The following is a 25,536-nucleotide window of genomic DNA, read 5'->3' as shown; positions in this document are numbered from 1 at the left end:
GTGAGTTTCATGCGGCCTCCGTGGCTAGCCGGCGCCGGCGCCGGTCACGTAACGCAGCGCCGCGTCCCAGTCGTCGCAAAAGCGCTGGATGTGGAAGCGTTCCAGTGCGCGCTTGCGTGCGCCTTCGCCAAGCTGGCGCGCAAGCTGTGGGCTTTCCAGCAGGTCGCGCATGTGGCCCACCAGCGCGGCGGGGTCGGTGTCGGCATAGCCCGAGACGCCGTTTTCGATGACGGTTGCCATTTCGGTGGTCCCCAGCGCCACCACCGGCACGCCCGCCATCATGGCCTCGATCACCGCCAGGCCCATGCTGGTGTAGCGGATGGGGCTGAACAGGAAGCGGTAGCGCGCGGCAAAGGCGGGCAGGTTCGCGTGCGCGATCTCGCCCAACCCGCCCAATTCGTCGGCGCCCATGCCTACCAGGTCGAGCGGCACCTGCGCGCGCGCCTGCACGAACAGGTCGGCGCCCAGGCGCCGGCCGCGCCGCGCCAGGTGGTTGGTGATGACCAGGCCGCGTTCCAGCTCGCCCTGGTAGCGCACCTGCGGCGGGATCACCACGCCGTGCTCGATCACGCGGGTGGGCGTGCGCCCACTGTCCCACATCAGCGCGTTGAAGGGCGTAACGTGCACCAGCAACACGTTGGGGTCATCCACCGGGTGGCGCGTGTCGGTTGGATGCCCGCGCGGCGGGTCGTGTTCGAGGTAGATGCGGGGCAGCGCGCGTTGTGCGGGGGTGAGCAGCTCGTACTGGTCCTTTTCCCACTGCGGGTCGTCCTGGAACACGATGCAGTCGAACGCGTGGTGGCGCGCCTGGTCCGCCGGCAGGTCGTGCAGGTTGTCGCCCCAGGCAATGCTGCCGCAGCGGCCGCCGTAGCCGGCTGGCCGGCCGGGTTTGGACAGGACGTAAAAGTCGTGCGGCGCCTGCGACAGGTAGTACAGGTAACTGCCGTGCGTGTGCCAGGTCAGGATGCGGAGTCGGCGCATGATCGGTGCCCCTCAGGCGAAGCGGACGCGGTAGCGGATCGCCCCCGCAACACGCCAGAACACGGCGAGCGGGGGTATCAGGGCCGAGGTGAAGACCATCTCGGCAACGTGGGAAGGGGTTTTGGCGGTACCGGTGAGGCGGCGCACGCACAGGCGCACGGTGAGCGTGAGCCAGACTGCGCCCGCGAGCGTGGATAAGAGCTTGCTGCCGGCGGCCAGCCCGGCCAGCAACGCAAGCAGCGCGGCCACGATCACGTAGTAGTCCCAGCGCGGGCCACCGCGGATTTTTTGCCGGTACAGCTGCGGATGTTTTTTGTACAGGAGTGCGTCGAACGCGACCTTGCGGATCTGGAGCACGCTCACGCCCCACGGCGCCGGCCGCACCGGGTGCACCACCAGCGCCTCGGGCGCGTGGGCGATGGTGGCCTGCATTTCGAGCAGGCGGAAGTGCAGGTCGCTGTCCTCGCGCCAGGGGCTGGTGAAACGCTCGTCGAAGCCGTCGAGCTGTTCCAGCACCCGCTTGCGGCAGAAGCAGTTGGCGGTGACGAATTCGGCGGTCTGGAGCAGGCTGGCGTCGCGCTGGTAGTCGGTGGGCCGCGCCGGCAGCGGCATTTCGATGCGGCCGCACAGCGCGTCCACCCCGTCGCCGAAGGCCGCCAGGCCGCTGGCCAGCCAGGTGGGCGAGGGCACCGTGTCGTCGTCGGTGAAGGCGATGACCGGGGCCTGGGCGATGCGCCAGCCGCGGTTGCGCGCCGCCGCCGGGCCGTGCGGGCCGGCGTTGGACACGTACACCAGCCGCGGCCCGCGGTCGAGCGTGCGCGCGCGCCAGCCCGCCACCAGGTGCAGCGTGTTGTGGTTGGGCTCGTCGTCAACGATGATGATCTCGTAGCTCGGCCCCGGCAGGGTCTGGCGCGTGAGCGCGTCCAGGCACCGGTCGAGCAGGTCGAGCCTGCCGCAGGTCGGCACCACGACCGACACCGCCGTGGCCTCGGTGTCGGTGGACGTTGTCGTTGTTGGCATTGTTCTCTCCGCTTGCTCTACGATGTGGCGCGCCGCATGTCCTGGTCCATCCGCTGCTGCAGCAGCCACAGCCGGGCATACGCCCCCTTGCGCCGCAGCAGCTCCGCATGGCTGCCACGCTCGACGATGCGCCCGCGGTCCATCACGATGATGGCGTTGGCGTTGACGATCGTGGACAGGCGATGCGCGATGATGAGAGTGGTTCGATTTCGCGACAAACGGTCGAGTTCCTGCACGATTGCGTGTTCTGAATCTGAATCAAGTGCCGACGTCGCTTCGTCGAAAATCAGGATGCGCGGGTTCTTCAGGAAGGCGCGGGCAATCGAGATGCGCTGCTTTTCCCCGCCGGAAATGTTGACGCCGCGCTCGCCCACCGGGGTGTCGTATTGGTCGGGCAGGGAACTTATGAGATCGTGCAGTTGCGCCGACTTGCTCGCCTCGACCACCTGCTCGCGGCTGCTGTCGATGCGGCCGTAGGCGATGTTGGCGCCGAGCGTGTCGTTGAACAGCGCCGTTTCCTGCGGCACCACGCCAATCGCCTGGCGCACGCTGCTCGGCCGTACCTTGGCGATGTCCTGCCCGTCGATCAGGATGCGGCCGGACACCGGGTCGTAGAACCGCAGCAGCAGGCGCGCCAGCGTCGATTTGCCGGAGCCGCTGCGCCCGACCACGGCCAGCGTTTCGCCGGGCGGGATATGGAAGCTCACATCCGCCAGCACCGGCCGCTCGGGGTCGTAGTGGAAGCTGACGTGGTCGAACACGACGGCGCCGGGGCCGGGGGACAGTGCCGGCTGGTCGGGCGTGTCCTCGATGTCGGGGCGCTCGGCCAGCAGCGCGAGCAGCCGCTCGGCATTGACCCAGGCGTCGCGCGACTCGCGGTACACGAAGCCGAGCGCATTGAGCGGCAGGCACACCTGCAGCGCGTACGAATTGATGAGCACGAGGTCGCCCACGCTCATGCCGTGCCGCAGCACCTCCTGCCCGGCCAGCAGCATGATCGCGGCAACGCCCAGCGCGATGATCGCGCTTTGCCCCACATGCAGCGTGAACAGCGCGCGCTGGTTGCCCGCGCCGGCTTCGAGCCAGCGCGCCATGATGCCGGCAAAGCGCTGGCGCTCGAGCGCCTCGTTGGTGAAATACTTGACCGTGTCGTAGTTGATCAGGCTGTCCGCGAGCTGGCCCTTGGAGCGCGCATCGAGCTTGTTCACCCGGCGCTGGTACACCACGCGGCGCGCCGTGAAGATGACCGTGAAGCCGGCATACACCAGGAAGGTGGTCACGATGATGAGGGAGAACTGGGCGCTGTAGCGCTGCAGCATGATGGCCAGCACCAGGCCGATCTCGACCAGGGTCGGCACGATCGTGAACAGGCCCACGCCGAGCAGGAAGGCGATGCCGTTGGTGCCGCGGTCGATGTCCGGCAGCAGCGCGCCGATCTGGCGCCGTGCGTGAAAGCGCGGTCCCAGCGCATGCAGGTGCGCAAAAGTCTTTTGCGCGTAGGCGGAGACCGTGCTCAGCGTCACGCGCGCAAACAGCAGGTCGCGCCATTCGTTGAACAGGGTGGAGGCAAAGCGCAGCAGGGCATAGCCGGCCAGCAGGTACACCGGCAGGGTGGCTGGGAAATTGACCTGCGAGAACGCGTCGATGATGCGCTTGAGCACCAGCGGCACCGCGACGGTGGTCACCTTGGCCGCGAGCAGCAGGATGACCGAGAAGCTGACGCGCCACCGGAACGCCGCGAGCACTTGCAGCAGCTCGGCGCCGAAGTGGCGGGGGGCGCGTGGTGGGTCTGCCGTCGAAGCCATGCACTGTGTCTCCTGAATATCTGCCACTTGGACAGTTCCGTCCGGCTTAGCTCCGTTCTGGATGTCTGTCGCGGGTCAAACACTGAGCAGTTATTTGCGGGAACCCATTCGTGCGGCTTGCAAAGCGGACACGGCGCGCTATGGTGATGCCTGTCGCGTTACAGGGAGCTGCGGGCATGATCACGCTTGGCATCAACGCTGCGTTCCACGACTGCTCGGCCTGCCTGGTCGAGGATGGCGTCGTGCGCGCCGCCGCCGAGGAAGAGCGCTTCACCCGCGTCAAGCACGGCAAGCGCCCGGTGCCGTTCACGGTGTGGCAACTGCCCTGGAACGCGATCGCGTGCTGCCTGCGCGAGGCCGGGCTGGCGATGCGCGATGTGGACCATGTGGCGTATGCCTACGATCCGTGGCTGCAGCTTGGCGAGCGCGACAGGTCGGCAGGCATTGCGTTGCCGCTCGAACCGTCGGCCGCCGGGGGCGGGGAGCCGCCATGGGAAGCGCTTGGCCTGGCCTACGTGGTCAACGCGCCGCGCCAACTGGCGGGCGGGGCGCCGCACCACCTGCGCCACCTGTTCCAGGGAATCGGACATGACGGGCCGTACCGCTGGCACTACGTGGAGCACCATCGCGCGCACGAGGCCAGCGCCTTCCTCGCCGCGCCGTTCGACGAGTGCGCCGTGCTGGTCATGGACGGCCGGGGCGAACGCGCTTGCACCAGCTATGGCGTGTTCGAGCACGGCCGCTACGCGCGCATCGGGCAGGTCGATTTTCCGCATTCGCTGGGGCTGCTGTACGAGTCGGTGACCGCGCAGCTGGGCTTCCTGCATTCGAGTGACGAGTACAAGGTAATGGCGCTGGCCCCGTTCGGCCGGCCGGTGTTCGCCAACCAGTTGCGAGAATGCGTGCGCTATCGTGGCGGCGGCAGCTATGACGTGACGGAACCCGACTGGCGCCAGCTGTTCGGACCGCCGCGCGAACCAGGCGAATCGCTTGGCCAGCGCCACATGGACATCGCGTGCTCGCTGCAGGCGGTGCTCGAGGAAACCGTGTTCGCGCTGGCCGACTGGCTGCATGTCGAGTCCGGGTCGGCCAAGCTGGCAATGGCCGGTGGCGTGGCATTGAACTGCGTGCTGAACGGCCGCTTGCGCGCGCGCGGGCCGTTTGCCCAGGTCTGGGTCCAGCCCGCGGCGGGGGACGCGGGCACGGCGCTGGGCGCGGCGCTGTGGGTCGATGCCAGCGAGCGCGGCTGGCCGGCGCGCCGCTGGCGCATGGACCACGCTTTCCTTGGGCCGGCATTCGATGAGCGCGAGATCGAAGCCCAGCTGCGCGCCGCGGGACTGGCGTTCGAGCGTCCCGACGACATCGCCCAGGCGGCGGCCGCGCTGCTGGCCGGGGGCAAGGTGCTCGGCTGGTTCCAGGGCAGGATGGAATTCGGCCCGCGTGCTCTTGGCGCCCGCTCGATCCTGGCTTCGCCATTCGACCCAGCAATGCAGGACAAGCTCAACCAGATCAAGGACCGCGAGGACTTTCGCCCGGTTGCGCCGGCCGTGCTGGCCGATGCGGCCGACCAATGGTTCGAGACCGGTACACCGTCGCCGTTCATGCTGTTCGTGGACCAGGTGCGCGCCGACAAGGCGGCACGGATACCGGCGGTGTGCCATGTGGACGGCAGCGCGCGGGTGCAGACGGTCGACGCGGCCACCAACCCGGCGCTGCACGCGCTGCTGCAGGCGTTTGCCCGCCAGACAGGCGTGCCGGTGCTGGTCAACACCTCGTTCAACACGCGCGGCGAGCCGATCGTGTGCACGCCGCGCGACGCGCTCGCGGCCTTCTTCACCAGCCCGCTGGACGCGCTGGCGATCGGGCCGTTCATCGTCGACAAGGGCAAGGGCGGGGCTGGCGCATGAGCCGCGCCCAGCGCAGGCGGGTGCTGGTTGCCGGCGGCGCCGGGTTTCTGGGCTCGCACCTGTGCCGCGCGCTGCTGGATGACGGCTGCCAGGTGCTGTGCCTGGACAGCTTTGTCACCGGACGTGCACGCAACCTGGCCCCGCTGCTGGACAATCCGCGCTTTCATCTCGTCCGCCAGGACGTGACCGCGCCGGTGCTGGCCGAGGTGGACGAGATCTACAACCTGGCCTGCCCGGCGTCGCCGCGCCACTACCAGTCCGATCCCGTGCACACCACCCGCACCAGCGTGGTCGGCGCGCTCAACCTGCTGGAACTGGCGCGGCAGCAGGGCGCGCGCATCCTGCAGGCATCGACCAGCGAGGTGTATGGCGACCCGGAGGTGCATCCCCAGCCGGAGTCCTACCACGGGCGGGTCAACGCCATCGGCCCGCGCGCCTGCTACGACGAAGGCAAGCGCTGTGCAGAGACCCTGTGCTACGCCTACCGGCATCAGTACGGCGTGGCCGTGAAGATCGCGCGCATCTTCAACACCTACGGGCCGCAGATGGATGCCGACGATGGCCGGGTCGTGTCGAATTTCATCGTGCAGGCGCTGGCCGGCGGCCCGGTCACCATCTACGGCGACGGGCGCCAGACGCGCTCGTTCTGCTACGTGGACGACATGGTCGAGGCCTTGCTGGCGCTGATGGCTTCGCCCGACGGATTTTGCGGCCCGGTCAACCTTGGCAACCCGGACGAGATCAGCATGCTCGCGCTCGCGCGCATCGTCATTGGCCTGACCGGCTCGCCGGCGGGCATCGTGCACACGCACCCCGCGGCGGACGATCCGGCCCGGCGCCGGCCGGACATTGCGCTTGCCAGCGGCACGCTCGGTTGGGTGCCGCGCACAAGCCTGGAAGATGGCCTGGCGCGCACCATCGACTACTTCGCCAGCCTGCGCACGGGGCAATGAACATGTCATCCCCTGCGAACACACAGGTGCAGGCGGGCTCGGCTTTGATACACTCGCGCCTGTAATGAGCCAAATCCGGGATGAGGGGACACAATATGAAACAACTGTATATCGGCGGCCGCTGGGTGGACGGCGCCGCCACCACCACCACGCGCAGCCCGTCCGACCGCAGCGACATCGTTGACGATTACGCCAGTGCCGGCACCGCCGAGGCCGCACTCGCCATCGAGGCCGCACATGCTGCAGCACCGGGCTGGGGCTTATCCGGCGTGCAGCAGCGCGCCGATGTGCTGGACGCGATCGGCAACGAGATCCTGGCCCGCAAGACCGAGCTGGGCACGCTGCTGGCGCGCGAGGAAGGCAAGACGCTGCCGGAAGCAATCGGCGAGGCGGCCCGCGCGGGCACGATTTTCAAGTTCTTTGCGCAGGAGGCGCTGCGCATGCGCGGCGACAAGCTCGCTTCGGTGCGGCCTGGCGTGGAGGTGGACATCACCCGCGAGCCGGTCGGCGTGGTCGGCATCATCGCGCCGTGGAACTTCCCGATTGCGATCCCGGCGTGGAAGATCGCCCCCGCGCTTGCATATGGCAACGCGGTCGTGTTCAAGCCCGCCGACCTGGTGCCGGGCTGCGCATGGGCGCTGGCCGACATCATCAGCCGTGCCGGCCTGCCGCCGGGCGTGTTCAACCTGGTCATGGGGCCGGGCCGCGTGGTTGGCGAAGCCATGCTGAACGATGCGCGGGTCAATGCGATCAGCTTTACCGGCTCCACCGCCACCGGCGAACGCGTGCTGATGGCCTGTGCACGCCGCCGCGCCAAGGTGCAGCTGGAAATGGGCGGCAAGAACCCGCTCGTGGTGCTGGCCGATGCCGATCTCGACGTGGCCATGAACGCTGCGATCCAGGGCTCGTTCTATTCCACCGGCCAGCGCTGCACTGCCTCGTCGCGCCTGATTGTGGACGAGCAAATCTACGCAAAGTTCATCGATACGATGGCCTCGCGCATGGCCCAGCTCAAGATCGGCAATGCGCTGCATGCCGGCGTGGACATTGGCCCGGTCGTGGACAGCAGCCAGCTCGAGCAGGACCTGTCGTACATCGCGATCGCCAAACAGGAAGGCGCACGTTTGGTGAGCGGCGGCGATCGCCTGGCGCTGGAAACGGAGGGGTATTTCCTGCGGCCCGCACTGTTTGCCGACTGCGAGCCCGGCATGCGCCACGTGCGCGAGGAAATCTTCGGCCCGGTCGCCTCGGTGCTTCCCGCCAAGGGCTACGAGCACGCGCTGGCGCTGGCCAACGACACCGAGTTCGGGCTGACGGCCGGCATCTGCACCACCTCGCTGAAGCATGCCACGCACTTCAAGCGCAACGCCAAGGCGGGCATGGTGATGGTCAACCTGCCGACAGCAGGCGTCGATTACCACGTGCCGTTCGGCGGCACCAAGGGATCGAGCTACGGCGCACGCGAGCAGGGCAGCTATGCGGCGGAGTTCTTCACCACGGTCAAGACCAGCTACACGTCGGCTTGAACCACTGGTAGGGTGGGTAGTTCGTTCGGCTGGCCATTGGCCATCTTCACCCCACGCGTTCAGGCGGCGCAAGCGACCATTGAACGCGTGGGCGGGAGACCCGCCCACCCTACGCAAAGCGCGTGTGCCTCACCGGCGCGGGTTCGAGAAGCCGGTATCGTCGTCCATCTTCTCGTCCGCCGACAGCTTGTTGGCGCCGCCCGGGCTGCGCGGCAAGCCGCCCGAGGAATTGTTGGACTCGTGGATGCCGATGTCGTCCCGATGCAGGTCCGCCAGGTTGTCCGGCCCGGTCAGGTGCGTGCTGCGCTTGTCCGGATACGGCCCGCTGTTGCCGGGGCTGCGCGGCAGGCCGCCGGTCACGTCGTTGGACTCGTGCGTGCCGATCTCGCGCTGATAGTTCCCCGTCTGCGAGCCGACGCGGTCGGTGCTGGCGTGCCCCTGCTGCGCCCCGCGCGGCTGCGCCATGCCCGTGCCCTGGCCCTGCAAGCTGCCCGATTGCTGGCTCATCGAGCCGGTGCGCTGCACACCTGCCGGGTCATGTTGCGGCCCGAGCTGTCCTCCGCCTTGCGTCCCTTGCGCGGTTGCCGACTGCTGTCCCATCGAACCGCCCTGGTTGCGCGGGATCGCCGTCTGCGGGCCATACTGCCCGCCGCCCTGGGTCGATTGCTGGTTGCCGTGATGAACACCCAGCGAGCCTCCTTGTAGTTCCGGCTGCGCCGCGTTCTGCGGATTCATGCGTTCGCTGGCCTGGGTGTTGCCGCTCTGGCGATCGCCTTGCAGGGAAACGCCCGCGTCCTTCGGACGATCTCCGACAGGCTCTTCCAGTTTGCCGTACGCGCCGGAGCGCTGTTCCATCGCGCGCTGGTGGCTGTCGGTGATGCCTTGCTGCGGCCCGGTGCCGCCGGTCTGCTGCGTCTGCATCGAGCCGCCGTGCAGGTCCGGACCCAGGTCCTGGGCCGGGCCGGTGATGCCGGGACCGGCGCCGCTTTGCTGCGTGCCCGCATGACCCTCCTGCTGGTTGCCGCGCTGCTGCACCGCGCCCTGCGGATAGGTGTGGTCCAGCGGCCCCTCGGCCTGGGTCTTGCCCTGCGACCCCGGGGTCCACTTCTCGTTGGCACCGTTGTTGGTCTGGTTGTTCACTTCGCTGCGTTGGTTCGCGTCCATGTCCGTTCCTTTCGAAAGAAGACAAAAGCAGGAAGCGCCGCTGACGCTGCCTGAAAACACAATGATGCGCGCCTTGGTCAAAGAGCAGTATAGGAAGACGGAAGGGCAATGTGTAGGACGGTTTCGGCCCTGTGAAATTGACGAGTGCTTTCGACACAGCATTTTCTGTCTCGTGAATTCCTACAAAGTCATCTGAAAACGTCCTATAGTCTCATCCAGCCTGCATGCCTAAGATGATTTCGACCCTCACTCATCGGCGCGAGCTGTGCGGTGGGGACCAAGGCCTGCCGCAGGACGCGGCGGTTTTTATGAGAAGAGGAGAGTACTCATGGCATCTAGCAACCAAGGCAACAAGCAAAGCGGCAGCCAAGGCAACAGCCAGAGCAGTGGCACCCGCAACCGCGGCTTTGCATCGATGGACCCGGCACGCCAGCGCGAGATCGCAAGCCAGGGCGGCAAGGCAGCACACGCGAAAGGCACTGCGCACGAGTTCACCTCGGAAGAGGCACGCCGTGCCGGCAGCATGAGCCACGGCAACCGCCAGTCGGCCAATGCGAGCTCGGGCGGCGCAGCGCGCAGCAGCAGCGGCGGCAATCGCCAAAGTTCGCGCGGCGGCAACAAGCAGTAAGCGTTACTGCCGGCCTGCGCCGGCGGCAACTGTGCAAGCAAGGACGGGGAGCAGCGAGCTCCCCGTTTTCTTTCCGTTTGCCAAACGGATGGGTTAGAATCGCTGCGCCGTTTTCCAACCCATCTACCTGAGGAATCGTCGTGAAACAAGCGGTCATCCGTCAAGTCAAGAGTATCTCCATGCAGTGCGACAAGGTCGGCAACGTGCTGCTCGCAAAGTTTTCGGCGCATGGCGCGAGCGACGTGCGCATCGTGATTCCCGCCACGATCGTGTTCTGGCTGCTCAAGCACCTGCCGGTGAACCAGGACCCGACGCTGCGCCCGCCGCCGGCCCCGTCGCCGATCCTGCAGGAAGACTGGAACGCGCCGCGCGCGGCCAGCGTGCAGTGCAAGGAATTCCCGGGCGCGCTGCGCATGAACTTCCAGGCGGAGAACATGAAGCAGGACCTGACCGTGATGCTGGACCGCTCCAACGTCGAGCTGCTGCGCCAGATTCTCGAGGCATACCGGCACGACCTGATCGACCTGGACGCCGAGTAAACACGGGCGCGAGAGGCTGGGGCGGCCGGGGCAAATCCGGTATCATGGGGCGTGTTGTGAATCATTAATTAAGGATCAGCCCATGCCCATCAAGATCAGCCAGCTTTTCGACTCCGGTGCCATCGACGTGGTAAACGCGGAGCGAGCCGACCAGATCGACCTCAACCTGCGCAGCGATTCGCACGCCGACATCCACCAGTGGTTCCATTTCCGCCTGCAGGGCGCGCGCGGCCAGGCGTGCACGATCCGTTTCCTGAACGCCGGGCAGGCCACCTATCCGAAGGGCTTCGAGGACTACCAGGTCTGCGCCAGCTACGACACCGAGAACTGGTTCCGCGTGCCGACCACCTTCGACGGCCAGGTGATGACGGTGCGCGTCACGCCTGAACTGGACAGCATCTACTTCGCCTATTTCGAGCCCTACAGCTGGGAGCGTCACCTGCGCCTGTTGGGCGAAGTGGCCGAGAACCCGGTTGCGCGCGTGCTCGACATCGGCACCACGGTCGATGGCCGCGACATGAACCTGGTGGTGGTCGGCAACCCGGCCGCCGAAAAGAAAATCTGGGTGATCGCACGCCAGCACCCGGGCGAAACCATGGCCGAATGGTTCGTCGAGGGCATGATGGACGCGCTGCTCGACAACGCCAACCCGATCGCCAAAAAGCTGCTGCAGCGCGCCGTGTTCTACATCGTCCCCAACATGAACCCGGACGGGGCAGCGCGCGGCAACCTGCGCACCAATGCGGCCGGCGCCAACCTGAACCGCGAGTGGATGACCCCGACGCCGGAGCGCAGCCCCGAGGTGCTGTGCGTGAAGAACAAGATCCACGAAACCGGCGTGGACATGTTCTTCGACATCCACGGCGACGAGGCGCTGCCGTACAACTTTGTGGCTGGCAACGAAATGCTGGCCGACTTCACGCCGGAGCGCCTGGATCGCCAGAACGCCTTCATCGAGCGCTACATGGCCGCCAGCCCCGACTTCCAGAACAAGATCGGCTACGCCGCCAGCAAGTACAACGAGGAACTGCTCACGCTGGCCTCCAAGTACATCGGCCACACCTTCAAGTGCCTGTCGCTGACGCTCGAAATGCCGTTCAAGGACAACGCCAACCTGCCCGACCTGCACACCGGCTGGAACGGCGCACGCAGCGCGGCGCTGGGCGCGGCCATGCTGCAGCCGATCCTGCAATCGCTGGACTGACCCGTGGGCGTCGAGATCGAGCGCAAGTTCCTGCTCGAAGGCGGCGCCTGGCGTGCGCTGGGCGAGCCCAGCCTGATGCGCCAGGGCTACCTGAACCTCGATCCCGCGCGCACGGTGCGCGTGCGGATCGAAGGCGACCAGGCGTGGATCACCATCAAGAGCAAGAACCAGGGCGCCGCGCGCGGGGAGTGGGAATACCCGATTCCCTTGCCTGAGGTCGCCGAACTGCTCAACCACGTGTGCGAGCGTCCGCTGATCGAGAAATATCGCCGCCGCATCGCGTTCGCCGGCCACACCTGGGAAGTGGACGAATTCCTGGGCGAGAACGCCGGCATGGCAGTCGCCGAGATCGAACTGGCATCCGAGGACGAAGCCTTCGCCAAGCCGGCCTGGATCGGCGAGGAGGTCACGGGCGACCCTCGCTACTACAACTCAAGCCTGATTCGTTTGCCGTATTCAAAGTGGAAACAACAAACATGACGAGTTTGCCGCGCCGCACCGCCCTCGGGCTCTGCCTCGCGCTGGTCGTGCGGGCCGGCTTTGCCGCCGCGCCTGCGCCGGCGCCGTACTATCCGCCGGCCCAGTCCTGGGCGCACAAGTCTCCCGCCGAGCTGGGCATGGACCCGGCCCGGCTGGCCGAAGCGGTCGCCTTTGCCCAGTCGCACGAGACCACGCGCGAGCGCGATTTCTCCGACCAGCAGGCCGCCTTCGGCACGCCGCTCGGCTCGTTGCCGACCAAGCGCGCGGCGACCAACGGCGTGGTGATCTACAAGGGCTACGTGGTGGCCGAATTCGGCGACACCCAATTCGTCGACCCGACTTATTCGGTGGCCAAGAGCATGCTCTCGACGGTGGCTGGCGTGGCACTGCGCGACGGGCGCATCGGCACCCTCGACGAGCCGGTGGCGAAACGGGTGAACGACGGCGGCTATGCTTCCGAACACAATGCGCCGATCACCTGGAAGCACCACCTGCAGCAGGAAAGCGAGTGGGAAGGCAGCCTGTGGGGCAAGAATGCCAACTTCATCGGCCACGAAGCCTTCGGCGCGGGCGAGCGCAAGCCGCGCACGTTCCAGCAGCCGGGCACCTTCTACGAGTACAACGACGTGCGCATCAACCGCTTTGCCCTGTCGCTGCTGCGCGTGTTCGGCAAGCCGGTGCCGGAGGTGTTCGAGCAGGAAGTGATGAACCCGATCGGGGCGTCGAACACGTGGAAATGGGTGCCTTACCACAACAGCTATGTCGAGCTGAACGGCAAGCAGGTGGCCTCGGTCAGCGGCGGTACGCGCTGGGGCGGCGGCATGTGGATCAACTCCTGGGACATGGCGCGCTTCGGCTACCTGTGGCTGCGCGGCGGCGCGTGGAACGGCAAGCAGATCCTGCCGCCGACCTACGTGAAGGCGGCGCTCACCCCGAGCGAGCACGGGCCGGACTATGGCTACCTGTGGTGGCTGAACACCAAGGGCAAGAACCTGCCGGGGCTGCCGTCGAACGCATTCGCGGCGCTGGGTGCGGGCAGCAACGACATCGTCATCTCGCCGGATCACGACCTGGTGATCGTGTGGCGCTGGCACGCTGGCAACCCGGCAGAGTTTGCCAAACGGGTGATCGCCGCGATCCGGTAACTGCGCAGGAAATCGCGAGAGGCCGCATTCGAAAGGATGCGGCTTTTTTTTGTGTCAAAACCTGCGGATCCGGATACCTGCAGCCGGTTTGAGGCGGGACCAGTCGATGGTCCGGTTCCATTGCGGCGGTTGGCCGATGTCAAACCTTGGTTTGCACTCGCGCCTACGCTGGGTAGGCGCCAATCAACAAGGAGGGAAAAATGCTGACCCCACGACGTGCTGCCGGGCTTCTGGCCGCTGCCGCTCTTGCCTCCGCGGTCCAGGCAGCGCCCAGGTATCCCTACAAGGTGACCGTACTCGTCCCGTTCACGCCCGGCCAGGGATCGGGAGTCGCCAACATGATCAACGACCGCGGCCTGATCTGTGGCTTCCTGAGTACCAATGCCGGCTATTGCTATTCTCATGGAAAACTAACGCAGCTCATACCGCTTCCCGGCGACACCTGGGCGATCCCCTCCGGCCTGAACGACAGGGGACAGGTGGTCGGCTATTCGTATAGCCTTGACGGGCCCCGCCACGCGGTCATCTTCGTCAATGGCGCGGCGCAGCCACTCGCGGTCAGCAGCCACGCGTACTCGGTCGCCAATGACATCAACAATGTCGGGCAGATCGTCGGCGGCCTGTCCGACGTCCAGGACGAGTCGCTTGCCTACCTGCTCACGCGCGGCACCGTGCGCTTGCTCGGCACCCTTGGCGGACCCAGGCGCATCGATTTCGCCAACAGCATCAATGACCGCGGCCAGATTGTCGGCGCCGTGTCGCAGCCCAACACGCCGCCCGAACCGGGGTACCAGGTCGCATTCCTGTACGAGAACGGCGTCATGCATGCCCTCCCGACACCGGCCGGGCACACCAGCCTGGCCACGAAAATCAATTTGCGCGGACAGATCGTTGGCGTCACCCAGGTGTACAACGGCGGCATCGAGGGCACGCGTGCCGTGTTGTGGCATAAGGGCACCATGAAGGTCCTGCTGGACCGCGTGGCCGACGCCAGGGACATCAATATCGAGGGCCAGGTGGTCGGCGGATACCTGACTGGCCCGGGCGGTTACCTGTACCAGCCGGGCAAAGGGGCCCGCGACTTGAATGACCTGATCGACCCCGCGTCGGGATTTACCATCGGCTATCCGCAGGCAATCAACGACCGCCAGGAGATCGTCGGGTACGGCTGCAACGAGAACTTGTGCGGCCCCATCCTGCTGAAACCGGTGCGCGACGGACACGGGGCAGATGACAGCGACTGAGGCAAGGATGCCCCCGCGTGCGGTTGCGCAAGCAGAATTGAAAACGGCCGCGAGGCAGGTGCATCGCGGCCGCGGAACGTCGAAACGGTCTTGTCAGTGGAAGTGCTCGGTGCCGGACGGCGTGTCTTCCGGCATCTCCGCATGCACCAGTTCGCCCGTGGGATCGGCGAACAGCGGCGCGCCGCAGTCGTCGCAATACTCGGCCACGTAGCGCTCGCTGATGCGCTTGATGTGCGCGATACCGGCCGCGTTCAGGTGCGCCACGATCTCGTTGATCGGCGTGACCGGGGCCGGACCGGCGACCGCCGGGCCTTCCATCGGCGTGCCTTCCTCGTCTTCCTGCCCGTATAGCGGCCACACGATGCCATACACCACGTCCGGCGACTGGCGCAGCGTGAAGCCGACGCGGTACTCGTCGATCTGGCCGTCGGTCGCTTCTTCGCCAAAGCCGGCGATCACGGCGCGCAAATCCGATGCTTCCACGCCCAGGGTGTAGGTCAGGTAATGCACGGCGGCGCGAATCGATACCGGGCGGATCAGCTTGTCCGCCTCGCGGCAGGCCACATAGTAGGCCTCGGGCAGCAGCAGTTCGATGCCGCAGCCGGGCAGCAGGCGCGCCACGTTCGGCGTAGCCTGCGCGCGCCACTGCTCCAGTGCATTGGCACGTTCGGCCATGAAATTAATGTGGTGCTGCGGCTCCTGCCAGCGGAAGATCGGCGCGCCCTGCGGCGCCACGATTACGGCCAGCAGGTAGCGCGTATCGGCCAGGAAGGGCGCGGTGTCCGGCGCGCGTACTGCCGGCTTGACGCTGGAACCCTTGTGCGCGGCCTGGGCCAGCTTGTGGGTCATCGCGTAGGTCTCGGCATGGGTGCGCGGCAGCTGGTCGATGGCGTACAGCGTGGGCGCCATCGCGATGCGCGTGCCTTCGGCCAGCAGGTGGGCCGAGAAGTGCGCGGTCAGCGTGCCCAGCAGGTCTGCGGCAATCGCGCCGGAGGCGATCGAAAAGCGGGTCCAGGCCAGAATGGGCGCGGCCACCAGCAGTGCCTGCCAGGCCACTTCCTTGCCGTCCTGCTGTTCGACCATGAACGAGGACTCGCTGACCGCCTCGACGCCATCCATCAGCACGTCGTAGGCCGCCAGGTCGTCCTTGAACAGGACGTTGAGCGCGGCGTCGATGCTTTCCTGGTGGTTGGTCTTGAGCAGCTTTTGCAGGTGCGTGTCCAGCTGCTGCTCCCAGGTCCGTTCCTCGACGCGGCTGGCGGCCTGCACGATGGCCTGGGCAATGCTGGAAATACGCTGGCTCTCTGCCGACAGTTTTTGGGATGAATCTTTCGCGGGGCGACGCATGGCGCTGGAAAAGTCTCTTCTAGGTAGTGATTGGTGGATATCCTCGGGCCGATGATAAACCCGTAGCCCTCTATTGTAGTTGATTCGGCCACATGCCATGAACACAACGGTTGCCGGACCGGATAGCTGCGCCGCGGGGGAAGGGGGCAAGAGCGGTCGCGGCACCGCTCCTGCTTGCAAGGATGCTACTGGCGCTCGAATGTCCAGCGCACCGTGGTGACGCCGCGCGGGCCGCGATAGGTAGCCGTTCCCGCCGGGCGGTTGCCGTTGAACGGGATGTTGCGCAGCTCCACCCCGTTCTCTGTCCTCACATTGGCGTTGCCCGCCAAATCGAGCGCTTCGATCAGGTAATAGCCCCGTTCCTGCTTGTCCGGCCGCGCCACCTCGAACGGGCTGATCATGAGCCGGGCCGTGTTGCTCTTGCGATCGACGATAATCTTGTGCAGGCAAGTTGCCATGCTGCTGCCATCGTTGGCGCCGGTGGGAATGCGCGTGGTGCCGCCCGGCCGGCCCGGGTCGAGCAGTCTGCCCTCGATCGTGCCGCAGGCAGTGCCTGCCATGAGGCCGTGCCAGGAATGGCCGCGGTCCTTGTATGGGCTGGCCGATCCGTTGGCGGGCAGCCCAGTGCGCATGGCGGAATCGACCTGCGCCATCGCGTCGGCCATGGCCTTCTGGCCAGCCTTGCACTCGGCGCTGTCGGGTGCACGGTCGCAGGTGCGTGCGATGGCGGCCATGTCCAGCTGGTTCATGCCGGCGCTTGCGCCGGCCATCGCCTGTTCGCGTTGCGCCGCCGCGCCGGCCAGGCCTGCAACGTCGTGGTCGTCGGCCCATTCGAAGCTCTCATCCGATTCCATCCTGAGGACCATGACGACGGTGCGGTGGATCGGCCGCCCGTCTTCCTTGCCCTTGAGCTCGAACTCGACGCGCAACGTGCCCTGTTCGCCGCCGGACAGATGGTCGAAGGTCGCAGCCGGCGCGCAGCTGCCGGCCATCGCCAACGGCAGCAGGAGCAAGCCTGCCACCTTACGGTGTAACTGTGGTTTGGTCATGTCATTGGAATTTCACCAGTTCGACGCGGCGGTTCCGGGCGCGCCCGTCTTCCTTGCGGTTGTCGCCCACCGGCTCGGTATCGCCCTTGCCGTCGGCCTTCAGGCGCCTGGCGTCGATGCCGCCGGCAACCAGGGCGCGCACCACGCTGGCCGCACGCTGCTTCGACAGCTCCAGGTTGCCCTTCTTGTCGCCGACGTTGTCGGTGTGCCCGACCACGGACAGCTTGAGCGAGGCATCCTTCTTGAGCAGCGCCACGACTTCGCCCACCAGCGCCTGCGACTCCGGCTTGATGGTCGCTTTGCCGGTGTCAAACAGGATGCCATTCAGGGCGATGAAGCCGTCTTTCTTGATCGCCTCGGCCATCTGGTCGGCCGAAAACTCGACCTTCTGCTCCATGGCCGCGGTGTCGATGATGGTGAGCTGGTAGCGCTCGCCCTCGTTGTCGATGTGCATCAGCATCCAGCGCTCGCCGCCGCCCGAGAGCGGCTGGCGATAGGTCGCCTCGTCGCCGTCCGGGCCGTGATAGACCAGGCTGCCGCCGTTTTTCCTGAAGGCGTTTTCGTAGTTCTTCTTCAGTTCCACAATGCTGGGATGACGGTTGCCTTCCTTGATGATGTAGTCCACGAACCAGTACTTGCCGCCCTTGTTTTCCTGACCGGCCTTCACCGGGAAGGCGACCTCGTTGTAGTCGTTGCGCTTGCTGTTATCGATGTAGAAGTTGGGGAAGCGCACGACTTCCGGATGCTCTTCGGTGCCTTCCAGGTCGGCGGGGTCCTTGCCGCCGGCGGCCAGCGCGCAGGTGGCGGCCAGGGCGAGCAGCAGAAAGGCCAGCAATTTGGTCCACGGTTTCATGTTCGGTCTCTTTCCTGTCAGTGGCAGCAGGGCGCCGCCGGTGTACATACTTGTGCAACAGGCAAGTCTAGCAAGCGGGACCGTCCAGGGCATCCCCCACGGGTGGGGGTAATGGGGGCGAGATTTAGCCTGGAGCAACGTAGGGTGGGCAGCTCGTCTGCCCGCGCGTCCAACCAGCGCATGGGCTGCCACAACGCCGCCTTTTGTTGAACGCGTGGGCGGGAAACCCGCCCGCCCTATGCGCGGCGAGGGTTAGTGGCGACGAAAAAAAAGCGCCGGACGAATCCGGCGCTCCTTGTGCAGCCCGCCGAGGCGGGCGCAGCGGTCGATTACGCGACCAGCAGCTGGCGCAGCACGAACGGCAGGATGCCGCCATGCTTGTAGTAGTCCACTTCGATCGGGGTGTCGATGCGCAGCAGGACCTTCGCTTCGGTGGTCTCGCCGTTGGCACGATGGATCACCAGGGTGCACATCTGTTGCGGCTTGATCTCGCCTTCCAGGCCCTTCAGGTCGTAGGTTTCGTTGCCGGTGATGCCCAGCGACTCGACGCTGTCGTTGCCCACGAACTGCAGCGGCAGCACGCCCATGCCCACCAGGTTGGAACGGTGGATACGCTCGAACGAACGGGCGATCACGGCCTTCACGCCCAGCAGCTGGGTGCCCTTGGCGGCCCAGTCGCGCGACGAGCCGGTGCCGTACTCTTCGCCACCGAAGATCATGGTCGGCACGCCGTCGGCGATGTACTTCATCGCGGCGTCGTAGATCGACAGCTGTTCGCCGGTCGGCTGGTGGATCGTGATGCCGCCTTCGACTGCGGAACCGTCGGCCTTCGGCGGGATCATCTTGTTCTTGATACGCACGTTGGCGAAGGTGCCGCGCATCATGATCTCGTGGTTACCGCGGCGCGAGCCGTAGGAGTTGAAGTCGGCTTTCTGCACGCCGTGTTCCTTCAGCCACTTGCCTGCCGGACCGTCTTCCTTGATCGAACCTGCCGGCGAGATGTGGTCGGTGGTGATCGAGTCGCCAAACACGCCCAGTGCGCGCGCGCCAGTGATGCCGGCAGCAGCGGCTTTCGGGGTCATCTCGAAGTCGGCGAAGAACGGCGGCTCGGCGATGTAGGTCGATTCCGGCCAGTTGTACACTTGGCCTGCCACCGACGACACGTTCTCCCACAGCTTGCCCGGGTTGTTCTTCACGTCGGCGTAGTTCTTGCGATACGCATCGGCGTCCAGTGCCAGGCGCATCAGCGCGCCGACTTCCTGCGACGACGGCCAGATGTCGCCCAGGTACACGTCCACGCCGTTCTGGTCCTTGCCGATCGGCTCGGACATCAGGTCCTTCGTCATGTTGCCGGCGATCGCGTAGGCGACGACCAGCGGCGGCGAGGCCAGGAAGTTCGAACGGATGTTCGGGTGGATACGTGCTTCGAAGTTGCGGTTGCCCGACAGGACGGCCGCGGCGACGATGTCGTTTTCGGTGATGCAGGCGTTCAGTTCCGGGGTCAGGTCGCCGGCGTTACCGATGCAGGTGGTGCAGCCGTAGGCGGCCAGCTCGAAGCCGAGCTTGGACAGGTACTGCATCAGGCCGGCTTTTTCCAGGTAGTCGGTCACCACGCGCGAGCCCGGGGCCAGCGAGGTCTTGATGTGCGGGGCGATGGTCAGGCCTTTTTCGACCGCCTTCTTGGCCACCAGGCCGGCAGCCAGCAGCACGCTCGGGTTCGAGGTGTTGGTGCACGAGGTGATCGCGGCGATCAGCACGTCGCCGTTCTTCACGCGCACGCCGTTGCTGGTCTCGTACACCTTGGACAGGTCGTCCTGGCTCTTGTTGAAGCCGTTTTCCTTGGTCGGCTTGGAGAACAGCTCGGTGAAGGTGTTCTTCACGTGGCCCAGTTCGATACGGTCCTGCGGGCGCTTCGGGCCGGCCAGCGACGGGGTCACGGTCGCCAGGTCCAGTTCCAGCACGCGGGTGTAGTCGATCTGGCCTTCAGCCGGGATGCCGAACAGCTGCTGTGCCTTGAAGTAGTTTTCGAACGCGACCAGTTCCTCTTCGGTACGGCCGGTGCCGCGGAAGTAGTCCACGGTCGCTTCGTCCACCGGGAAGAAGCCCATGGTGGCGCCGTATTCCGGTGCCATGTTGGCGATGGTGGCGCGGTCGGTCAGCGACAGGCTGCGGGTGCCTTCGCCGAAGAACTCGACGAACTTGCCGACGACCTTTTCCTTACGCAGCATTTCGGTGATGGTCAGCACCAGGTCGGTTGCGGTGCAGCCTTCGCGCAGCTTGCCTTTCAGGTTCACGCCGATCACGTCCGGGGTCAGGAAGTACACCGGCTGGCCCAGCATGCCGGCTTCCGCCTCGATGCCGCCCACGCCCCAGCCCACCACGCCCACGCCGTTGATCATGGTGGTGTGCGAGTCGGTGCCCACCAGGGTGTCCGGGTAGTACAGCGAGCCGTTCTTCATCACGCCGCGTGCCAGGTATTCCAGGTTGACCTGGTGCACGATGCCGAAGCCCGGCGGCACCACGCCGAAGGTGTCGAATGCCTGCATGCCCCACTTCATGAACTGGTAGCGCTCGTTGTTGCGCTGGAATTCCAGTTTCATGTTCAGGTCCAGCGCGTGCGGCTCGCGGAAGTGGTCGATGGTGACCGAGTGGTCCACCACCAGGTCCACCGGCACCAGCGGCTCGATCTTCTTCGGATCGGCGCCGGTCTTGGCGGCGACGTTGCGCATCGCGGCCAGGTCGGCCAAGAGCGGCACGCCGGTGAAGTCCTGCAGCACGACGCGGGCGACGACGAACGGGATCTCGTCGGTGCGCTCGGCGGTCGGGGCCCAGTTGGCCAGCTGCTTGACGTGCTCTTCGGTGACCTTCTTGCCGTCGCAGTTACGCAACACGGACTCAAGGACGATACGGATCGACACCGGCAGGCGCGACAGGTTGACGCCCAGGGCCTCGGCCAGCGCCGGCAGCGAGTAGTACTGGCCTTGCTGGCCGGCCGATAGCGGGAATTCCTTGAGCGTATTCAGAGTGTTGCGGGACATGACCTCTCCTTCAGTGGGTTTTTTTCTAGCTAATCAGTGATGAGTGACAATGGGCCGACGGATCAGCCTTGTTTCGCCTCCGGCGACGTTGCGGCCAACGGCTTGGACTGTTCGGCGCTCTTGCACTCGTTGGCCAGCTGGCGGTTCAGCTTGGAGTCGAGCAGGATACCCTTGGACGGGATGCCGATCCAGATGATGCCGGACACGGGATTTTCGAACCGCTGCGCGCCGGTGGTGGTGGCGATGCGGTTCATGCGGTGCAGCCGGTGTTTCCAGCGCAGCGCCATGTGGTCCGTGTCCTTCTCATTCGTGTAAATGGTGATCTTGTTACCGAGCTCGCAGTTGTAGTCGGTGGTGACGGTGTCGGTGATGTCCGGTTCCGGATTGTTCTTGTCGTCGAACACGTCCTTGGCCGGCTCGGCCTTTTTCGCCATGTGCTTGTGCATTTTGCCGTGGTGCGTTTCGGGCGTGGCCTGCGCGACGGGCGCAAGGCTGGCGCCCGCCAGCAGGGCGAGGCAGGCGGCGAGGGTGTGTTTCAGTCGGATGGCCATTAGATCGATTCCTTGTGGTTGAGGATTGCCGCCGCGGCCTCCGGCAGCGCAAGGCCTGCCAGCTTCGCGCGCTGCAACACCGTCCAATAATATCGGTAGCTGGCGCGGTCGTGCAAGCGGCCATGCTGGGCGATGGGGCCCCAGTTTGCCGCGATGGCGTCCAGGATGATGTTGGTCGCTTCATTCACCTCCGACAGCCGCGGCGTGAACGCCTTGATGATCGGCTTGATCTGGTCCGGATGAATGCTCCACATGCGCGTGAAACCGAACTCGCCGGCAGCGCGCTGGGCGTCGTTGGCGACCACCGCGCTGTCCTTGATCTCGGTGGTGACATTATGCGAGGCGACCTTGCCATGCGCATGAGCTGCCGCAACCATCTCCAGCTTTGCGCGCACCACCAGCGGGTGGGTGAACTGGCCGGGCGTGCGCATGGCGCTGGCGGGAATGGCGCCGAAGTGCGCCGAGACGAAATCCATGATGCCGAACGACAGGCACTCGACCTGCGGCAGCGCCGCGATCTGGTAGGCGTCATGCAGGGCGCCGTGCGTTTCGATCAGCACGTGCACCGGCAGCGCCGCGCGCCCGGCGGCCACGGCGTGGCGGTTGATGATGTCGAGCGCCTGCTGCACGTCGGCCAGCCCGCCCGGCTTGGGCAGCACCACGTAGGCCAGCTTGTGCGCGGCCTGGCCGACGATGGTGGCCACGTCCTGCTCGAAATGCGGGTGGGTCACATCGTGCAGGCGCGCGCCGATGCGGTTGAAGCGGTTGTCGTCGGAATTGATGAGCGCGGCGATCAGCTGTGCGTGCTCGGCCTCGTGGCCGGCGGCGGCGCCATCTTCACAGTCGAAGGTGATGTCGAACAGCGGGCCAAGCTCTTGTTGCAGGGCCATCGATTTGCGCATCAGCTTGTCGGAACCTGCGTAATGGTCGCAGGCCGGCAGCAGCAGCGGCTGGCGTTTGCCCTGGAATAAAACCTCGGAAGGATGCATGCTTGTGTTCGGGTGTGCGGGAGCCGCCGTGCCGCTGGATGCGGCGGCACGGCGGGTGCGGCGAACGGTTGGCCTGGCCTCCACGAACGCCGCTTGATTGCGATTACTTCAGCAGGTGAGCAACGCCGGCGCGCTCTTCTTCCAGCTCGGCCAGGGTCTTGTTGATGCGCTCGCGCGAGAACTCGTCGATCTCCAGGCCTTGCACGATCTTGTACTCGCCGTTCTCGGTGGTGACCGGGAAGCCGAAGATGATGCCTTCCGGGATACCATACGAACCGTCCGACGGCACGCCCATCGTGGTCCACTTGCCGGCGGTGCCGAGGACCCAGTCATGCACGTGGTCGATTGCGGCGTTGGCGGCCGAAGCTGCCGACGAGGCGCCGCGGGCGTCGATGATGGCGGCGCCGCGCTTGCCGACGGTCGGCAGGAACACGTCGCGGTTCCATTCCTGGTCGTTGATCATGTCCTTGACCGACTTGCCGCCGACGGTGGCGAAGCGGTAGTCAGCGTACATGGTCGGCGAGTGGTTGCCCCACACGCACAGTTTCTCGATGTCGCCGACGGCCGTGCCGGTCTTGGCAGCCACTTGCGACAGGGCGCGGTTGTGGTCCAGGCGCAGCATGGCGGTGAAGTTCTTGGCCGGCAGGTTCGGGGCCGACTTCATGGCGATGTAGGCGTTGGTGTTGGCCGGGTTGCCGACCACCAGCACTTTGACGTCGCGCGAAGCGACGGCGTCCAGCGCCTTGCCCTGCACGGTGAAGATCTGGGCGTTCGCTTCCAGCAGGTCCTTGCGCTCCATGCCGGGGCCGCGCGGGCGGGCGCCGACCAGCAGGGCCACGTCGGCGTCCTTGAATGCGGTCATCGGGTCGCTGTGCGCGGTCATGCCGGCCAGCAGCGGGAACGCGCAGTCTTCCAGTTCCATCATGACGCCCTTGAGCGCCTTCTGAGCCTTCTCATTGTCGATTTCGAGCAGCTGCAGGATGACCGGCTGGTCCTTGCCCAGCAGGTCGCCGTTGGCGATGCGGAACAGCAGCGAATAGCCGATCTGGCCGGCCGCGCCGGTTACCGCGACGCGCTTGGGGGTTTTAGCCATGATGAATCTCCAAAAGTGGGAATGAAAACGGGGCAAGCCGAGGGAGCCTGTTCGGGAAACCGAGATGATACCAAAACAGCATCCGTCAATCGGACAGCGTGCGTGCCGTGCCAGGCACACCGGCGAGCCGATTCGTCCGCGAGTGTAGTCCTGTGCTATTCCATCTGTCAATTCATATCATATGTCTTATATAAGACAGATCTCTTGACCCTTTCCTCTGGACGGGCAGGGGGTTTTGTGGTGAAATGGTTGTTTATGAACCCAGCATCGTCCAATCCGGGCGGTGACGCCGTACAAGGCGCCTCGCCAACCTTCAGTCCGCTGTATCAGCAGATCAAGGCATTGATCACGCAAAGTCTGCAGTCGGGCGAATGGAAGCCCGGCGAGCTGATGCCCAGCGAAGTCGAACTGGCTGCCCGTTTCAAGGTCAGCCAGGGCACCGTGCGCAAGGCGATCGACGAGCTGTCCGCCGAAAACCTGGTGGTGCGCCGCCAGGGCAAGGGCACCTTTGTCGCCACCCACCACGAAGAGCGCGCCCACTACCGCTTCCTGCGCCTGATGCCCGACGAGGGCGTGCCGCACCATCCCGAGAGCCGCTTCATCGAAGTCAAGCGCATGCGTGCGCCGGCCGAGGTCGCGCGCCTGCTCGAGTTGCGTTCTGGCGACGCGGTGGTCTATATCAAGCGCGTGCAGTCCTTCGACGGGGTGCCGGCGATCCTGGAAGAACTGTGGCTGCCGGGGCAGCTGTTCAAGGGGCTGACGGCGGAACGACTGGTCGAGTACAAAGGTCCGATGTACGGGTTGTTCGAATCGGAATTCGGCACGCGCATGATCCGCGCGAGCGAAAAGATCAAGGCCGTGGCGGCGGACCCGGCCGCGGCCCATCTGCTGGGCGTGGCCGAGGGCACGCCGCTGTTGTGCGCGGAGCGGGTCTCGTTCACCTACGGGGACAAGGCGGTGGAACTGCGGCGCGGGATGTACCTGACCGCGCGCCACCACTACCTGAGCGAATTGTCGTAAGGCGGTAACTACGCCGGAGGCAAGCGCCAGGACAGCCTGCGCCGTTTGCTTCCAGCGATTAAAATGTGTTGTTTATTGGAAAGCGGCAGGGGACGACCCGGTCTTGTCGCAAAAAGCCAGTAACCGATTCGGTGTGGTTGGTGCAGCCACCGAAAATCGGTAACAATGAAGGGTTCTTTACATTTGTCAGTCTAAGGGAGGTGTTGTATGTCCGAAGCCGTGAGAGAGGTTCCCAAAAAGGAGCGGCCGGAATTCCGTAATGTCAACTTTTCCGACATTACGTCTAACTATCGCATGCCGCCGTCGGCCATGGTTTCGATCCTGCACCGCGTCAGCGGCGCCGGGATGTTCCTGCTGCTGCCGTTCCTGCTCTACCTGCTGCAGGAAAGCCTGCGCTCGGAGATTTCGTTTGCCCACTTCGCGGGCATCGTCGATAACGTCTTCGTGAAGATCATCCTCCTTGGCCTGTCCTGGGCCTACCTGCACCACTTTACCGCCGGCATCCGCCACCTGTTCATGGACAACCACATGGCCCTGGACAAGGACGCCTCGCAGCGCACCGCACGCTGGGTGCTGGTGATCAGCCTGGCGCTGACCGTGCTGGTCGCCCTCAAACTGTTTGGAGTGTTTTAATGGCAAAGAATAACATCGGACCGAAGCGCCTGGTCGTCGGCGCGCACTACGGCGTCAAGGACTGGCTGGCGCAACGCGTGACCGCGATCCTCATGGTGGTCTACACCGTCGTCCTGCTCGGCGCCTTCCTCACTGCACAGAATTTTTCCTACGAAGGCTGGGCGTCCCTGTTTGCCCGCCAGTGGTTCAAGCTGTTCTCGGCCGTGACCTTCCTGGGCCTGTTCTACCACGCCTGGGTTGGTGTGCGTGACATCTGGATGGACTACATCAAGCCGGTTGGCGTACGCCTGTTCCTGCAACTCGTCACGATCGCATGCCTGGTGGCCTATGCCGTCTGGATGATTCAAATTCTGTGGAGCGTTTAATC

The 25,536-nt window shown here is 65.6% G+C and carries 23 protein-coding genes; 12 read left to right on the top strand and 11 right to left on the bottom strand.

Annotated features, from left to right (window positions below):
• Positions 1 to 24: 24 nt before the first annotated feature.
• Genes NX774_RS04495 through NX774_RS04485 form a run of 3 tightly spaced genes read right to left on the bottom strand, consistent with a single transcriptional unit; the run spans position 25 to position 3,806 of the window.
• A complete protein-coding gene (locus tag NX774_RS04495; RefSeq protein ID WP_258820955.1) occupies positions 25 to 981 on the bottom strand; it encodes a glycosyltransferase in 957 nt (318 codons plus the stop codon).
• 12 nt (positions 982 to 993) lie between these two features.
• Entirely contained in the window at positions 994 to 2,001 is a 1,008-nt protein-coding gene (locus tag NX774_RS04490; protein ID WP_258820954.1) for a glycosyltransferase family 2 protein, read from the bottom strand.
• Positions 2,002 to 2,018: 17 nt separating this feature from the next.
• Entirely contained in the window at positions 2,019 to 3,806 is a 1,788-nt protein-coding gene (locus tag NX774_RS04485; protein WP_258820953.1) for an ABCB family ABC transporter ATP-binding protein/permease, read from the bottom strand.
• Between the two features lie 176 nt (positions 3,807 to 3,982).
• Between NX774_RS04485 and NX774_RS04480 the strand changes: the two genes are divergently transcribed.
• The 3 genes from NX774_RS04480 (at position 3,983) to NX774_RS04470 (ending at position 8,192) form a co-directional block, all read left to right on the top strand.
• Positions 3,983 to 5,713: a carbamoyltransferase family protein gene (locus NX774_RS04480; protein WP_258820952.1), complete on the top strand. Its 1,731-nt coding sequence runs from the start codon at positions 3,983 to 3,985 to the stop codon at positions 5,711 to 5,713.
• Positions 5,710 to 6,666 (top strand): UDP-glucuronic acid decarboxylase family protein, encoded by a 957-nt coding sequence (locus NX774_RS04475; RefSeq protein ID WP_258820951.1) that lies wholly within the window; start codon positions 5,710 to 5,712, stop codon positions 6,664 to 6,666. Before NX774_RS04480 ends, NX774_RS04475 begins: the two co-directional genes overlap by 4 nt.
• 95 nt (positions 6,667 to 6,761) lie before the next feature.
• Positions 6,762 to 8,192: an aldehyde dehydrogenase family protein gene (locus NX774_RS04470; RefSeq protein WP_258820950.1), complete on the top strand. Its 1,431-nt coding sequence runs from the start codon at positions 6,762 to 6,764 to the stop codon at positions 8,190 to 8,192.
• Positions 8,193 to 8,321: 129 nt separating this feature from the next.
• Here NX774_RS04470 and NX774_RS04465 read toward each other — a convergent pair whose 3' ends face one another.
• A complete protein-coding gene (locus NX774_RS04465; protein ID WP_258820949.1) occupies positions 8,322 to 9,356 on the bottom strand; it encodes a hypothetical protein in 1,035 nt (344 codons plus the stop codon).
• 328 nt (positions 9,357 to 9,684) lie between these two features.
• On the opposite strand from NX774_RS04465, the gene NX774_RS04460 reads away from it, so the two are divergent.
• From NX774_RS04460 to NX774_RS04435, 6 genes are all read left to right on the top strand, one after another.
• Positions 9,685 to 9,984 (top strand): KGG domain-containing protein, encoded by a 300-nt coding sequence (locus tag NX774_RS04460; protein ID WP_258820948.1) that lies wholly within the window; start codon positions 9,685 to 9,687, stop codon positions 9,982 to 9,984.
• A 140-nt stretch (positions 9,985 to 10,124) separates the two neighbouring features.
• Entirely contained in the window at positions 10,125 to 10,523 is a 399-nt protein-coding gene (locus NX774_RS04455) for a hypothetical protein (RefSeq protein WP_258820947.1), read from the top strand.
• Positions 10,524 to 10,605: 82 nt separating this feature from the next.
• Complete coding sequence (locus NX774_RS04450; RefSeq protein ID WP_258820946.1) at positions 10,606 to 11,727, top strand: M14 family metallopeptidase; 1,122 nt, start codon at positions 10,606 to 10,608, stop codon at positions 11,725 to 11,727.
• Positions 11,728 to 11,730: 3 nt separating this feature from the next.
• Positions 11,731 to 12,207, top strand: a complete 477-nt coding sequence (locus tag NX774_RS04445; RefSeq protein WP_258820945.1) for a CYTH domain-containing protein — start codon at positions 11,731 to 11,733, stop codon at positions 12,205 to 12,207.
• Complete coding sequence (locus NX774_RS04440; protein ID WP_258820944.1) at positions 12,204 to 13,352, top strand: serine hydrolase domain-containing protein; 1,149 nt, start codon at positions 12,204 to 12,206, stop codon at positions 13,350 to 13,352. Before NX774_RS04445 ends, NX774_RS04440 begins: the two co-directional genes overlap by 4 nt.
• 200 nt (positions 13,353 to 13,552) lie before the next feature.
• Positions 13,553 to 14,596: a hypothetical protein gene (locus tag NX774_RS04435; RefSeq protein ID WP_258820943.1), complete on the top strand. Its 1,044-nt coding sequence runs from the start codon at positions 13,553 to 13,555 to the stop codon at positions 14,594 to 14,596.
• Between the two features lie 93 nt (positions 14,597 to 14,689).
• Here the strand turns inward: NX774_RS04435 and NX774_RS04430 are convergent, their stop codons facing one another.
• From NX774_RS04430 to NX774_RS04400, 7 genes are all read right to left on the bottom strand, one after another.
• Positions 14,690 to 15,943 (bottom strand): DUF2863 family protein, encoded by a 1,254-nt coding sequence (locus NX774_RS04430; protein WP_258820942.1) that lies wholly within the window; start codon positions 15,941 to 15,943, stop codon positions 14,690 to 14,692.
• A gap of 185 nt (positions 15,944 to 16,128) precedes the next feature.
• Positions 16,129 to 16,956, bottom strand: a complete 828-nt coding sequence (locus NX774_RS04425) for a hypothetical protein (protein WP_258820941.1) — start codon at positions 16,954 to 16,956, stop codon at positions 16,129 to 16,131.
• A 37-nt stretch (positions 16,957 to 16,993) separates the two neighbouring features.
• Positions 16,994 to 17,845: an OmpA family protein gene (locus NX774_RS04420; RefSeq protein WP_258820940.1), complete on the bottom strand. Its 852-nt coding sequence runs from the start codon at positions 17,843 to 17,845 to the stop codon at positions 16,994 to 16,996.
• Positions 17,846 to 18,174: 329 nt separating this feature from the next.
• A complete protein-coding gene (acnA, locus tag NX774_RS04415) occupies positions 18,175 to 20,883 on the bottom strand; it encodes an aconitate hydratase AcnA (protein WP_258820939.1) in 2,709 nt (902 codons plus the stop codon).
• A 62-nt stretch (positions 20,884 to 20,945) separates the two neighbouring features.
• Complete coding sequence (locus tag NX774_RS04410) at positions 20,946 to 21,434, bottom strand: hypothetical protein (protein ID WP_258820938.1); 489 nt, start codon at positions 21,432 to 21,434, stop codon at positions 20,946 to 20,948.
• A complete protein-coding gene (locus NX774_RS04405; RefSeq protein WP_258820937.1) occupies positions 21,434 to 22,423 on the bottom strand; it encodes an HpcH/HpaI aldolase/citrate lyase family protein in 990 nt (329 codons plus the stop codon). The genes NX774_RS04410 and NX774_RS04405 overlap by 1 nt, the downstream gene beginning before the upstream one ends.
• 103 nt (positions 22,424 to 22,526) lie before the next feature.
• Positions 22,527 to 23,516, bottom strand: coding sequence for a malate dehydrogenase (locus NX774_RS04400; RefSeq protein WP_258820936.1), 990 nt, complete (start codon positions 23,514 to 23,516; stop codon positions 22,527 to 22,529).
• A 255-nt stretch (positions 23,517 to 23,771) separates the two neighbouring features.
• On the opposite strand from NX774_RS04400, the gene NX774_RS04395 reads away from it, so the two are divergent.
• The 3 genes from NX774_RS04395 to sdhD all read left to right on the top strand — a co-directional run bounded on the left by NX774_RS04395 (position 23,772) and on the right by sdhD (position 25,534).
• A complete protein-coding gene (locus tag NX774_RS04395; protein WP_258820935.1) occupies positions 23,772 to 24,536 on the top strand; it encodes a GntR family transcriptional regulator in 765 nt (254 codons plus the stop codon).
• A gap of 207 nt (positions 24,537 to 24,743) precedes the next feature.
• Complete coding sequence (gene sdhC / locus NX774_RS04390) at positions 24,744 to 25,169, top strand: succinate dehydrogenase, cytochrome b556 subunit (protein WP_258820934.1); 426 nt, start codon at positions 24,744 to 24,746, stop codon at positions 25,167 to 25,169.
• The gene (sdhD, locus tag NX774_RS04385) at positions 25,169 to 25,534 is read left to right on the top strand and encodes a succinate dehydrogenase, hydrophobic membrane anchor protein (RefSeq protein WP_258820933.1); all 366 of its coding nucleotides are present in this window, start codon (positions 25,169 to 25,171) and stop codon (positions 25,532 to 25,534) included. Before sdhC ends, sdhD begins: the two co-directional genes overlap by 1 nt.
• Positions 25,535 to 25,536: the final 2 nt, after the last annotated feature.

The sequence above is a fragment of the Massilia agilis genome (genome assembly GCF_024756255.1).
Lineage (GTDB): Bacteria > Pseudomonadota > Gammaproteobacteria > Burkholderiales > Burkholderiaceae_D > Telluria > Telluria agilis.
The sequence above is the reverse complement of the archived record's forward strand: the minus strand, read 5'-3'. Positions and strand labels throughout refer to the sequence as shown.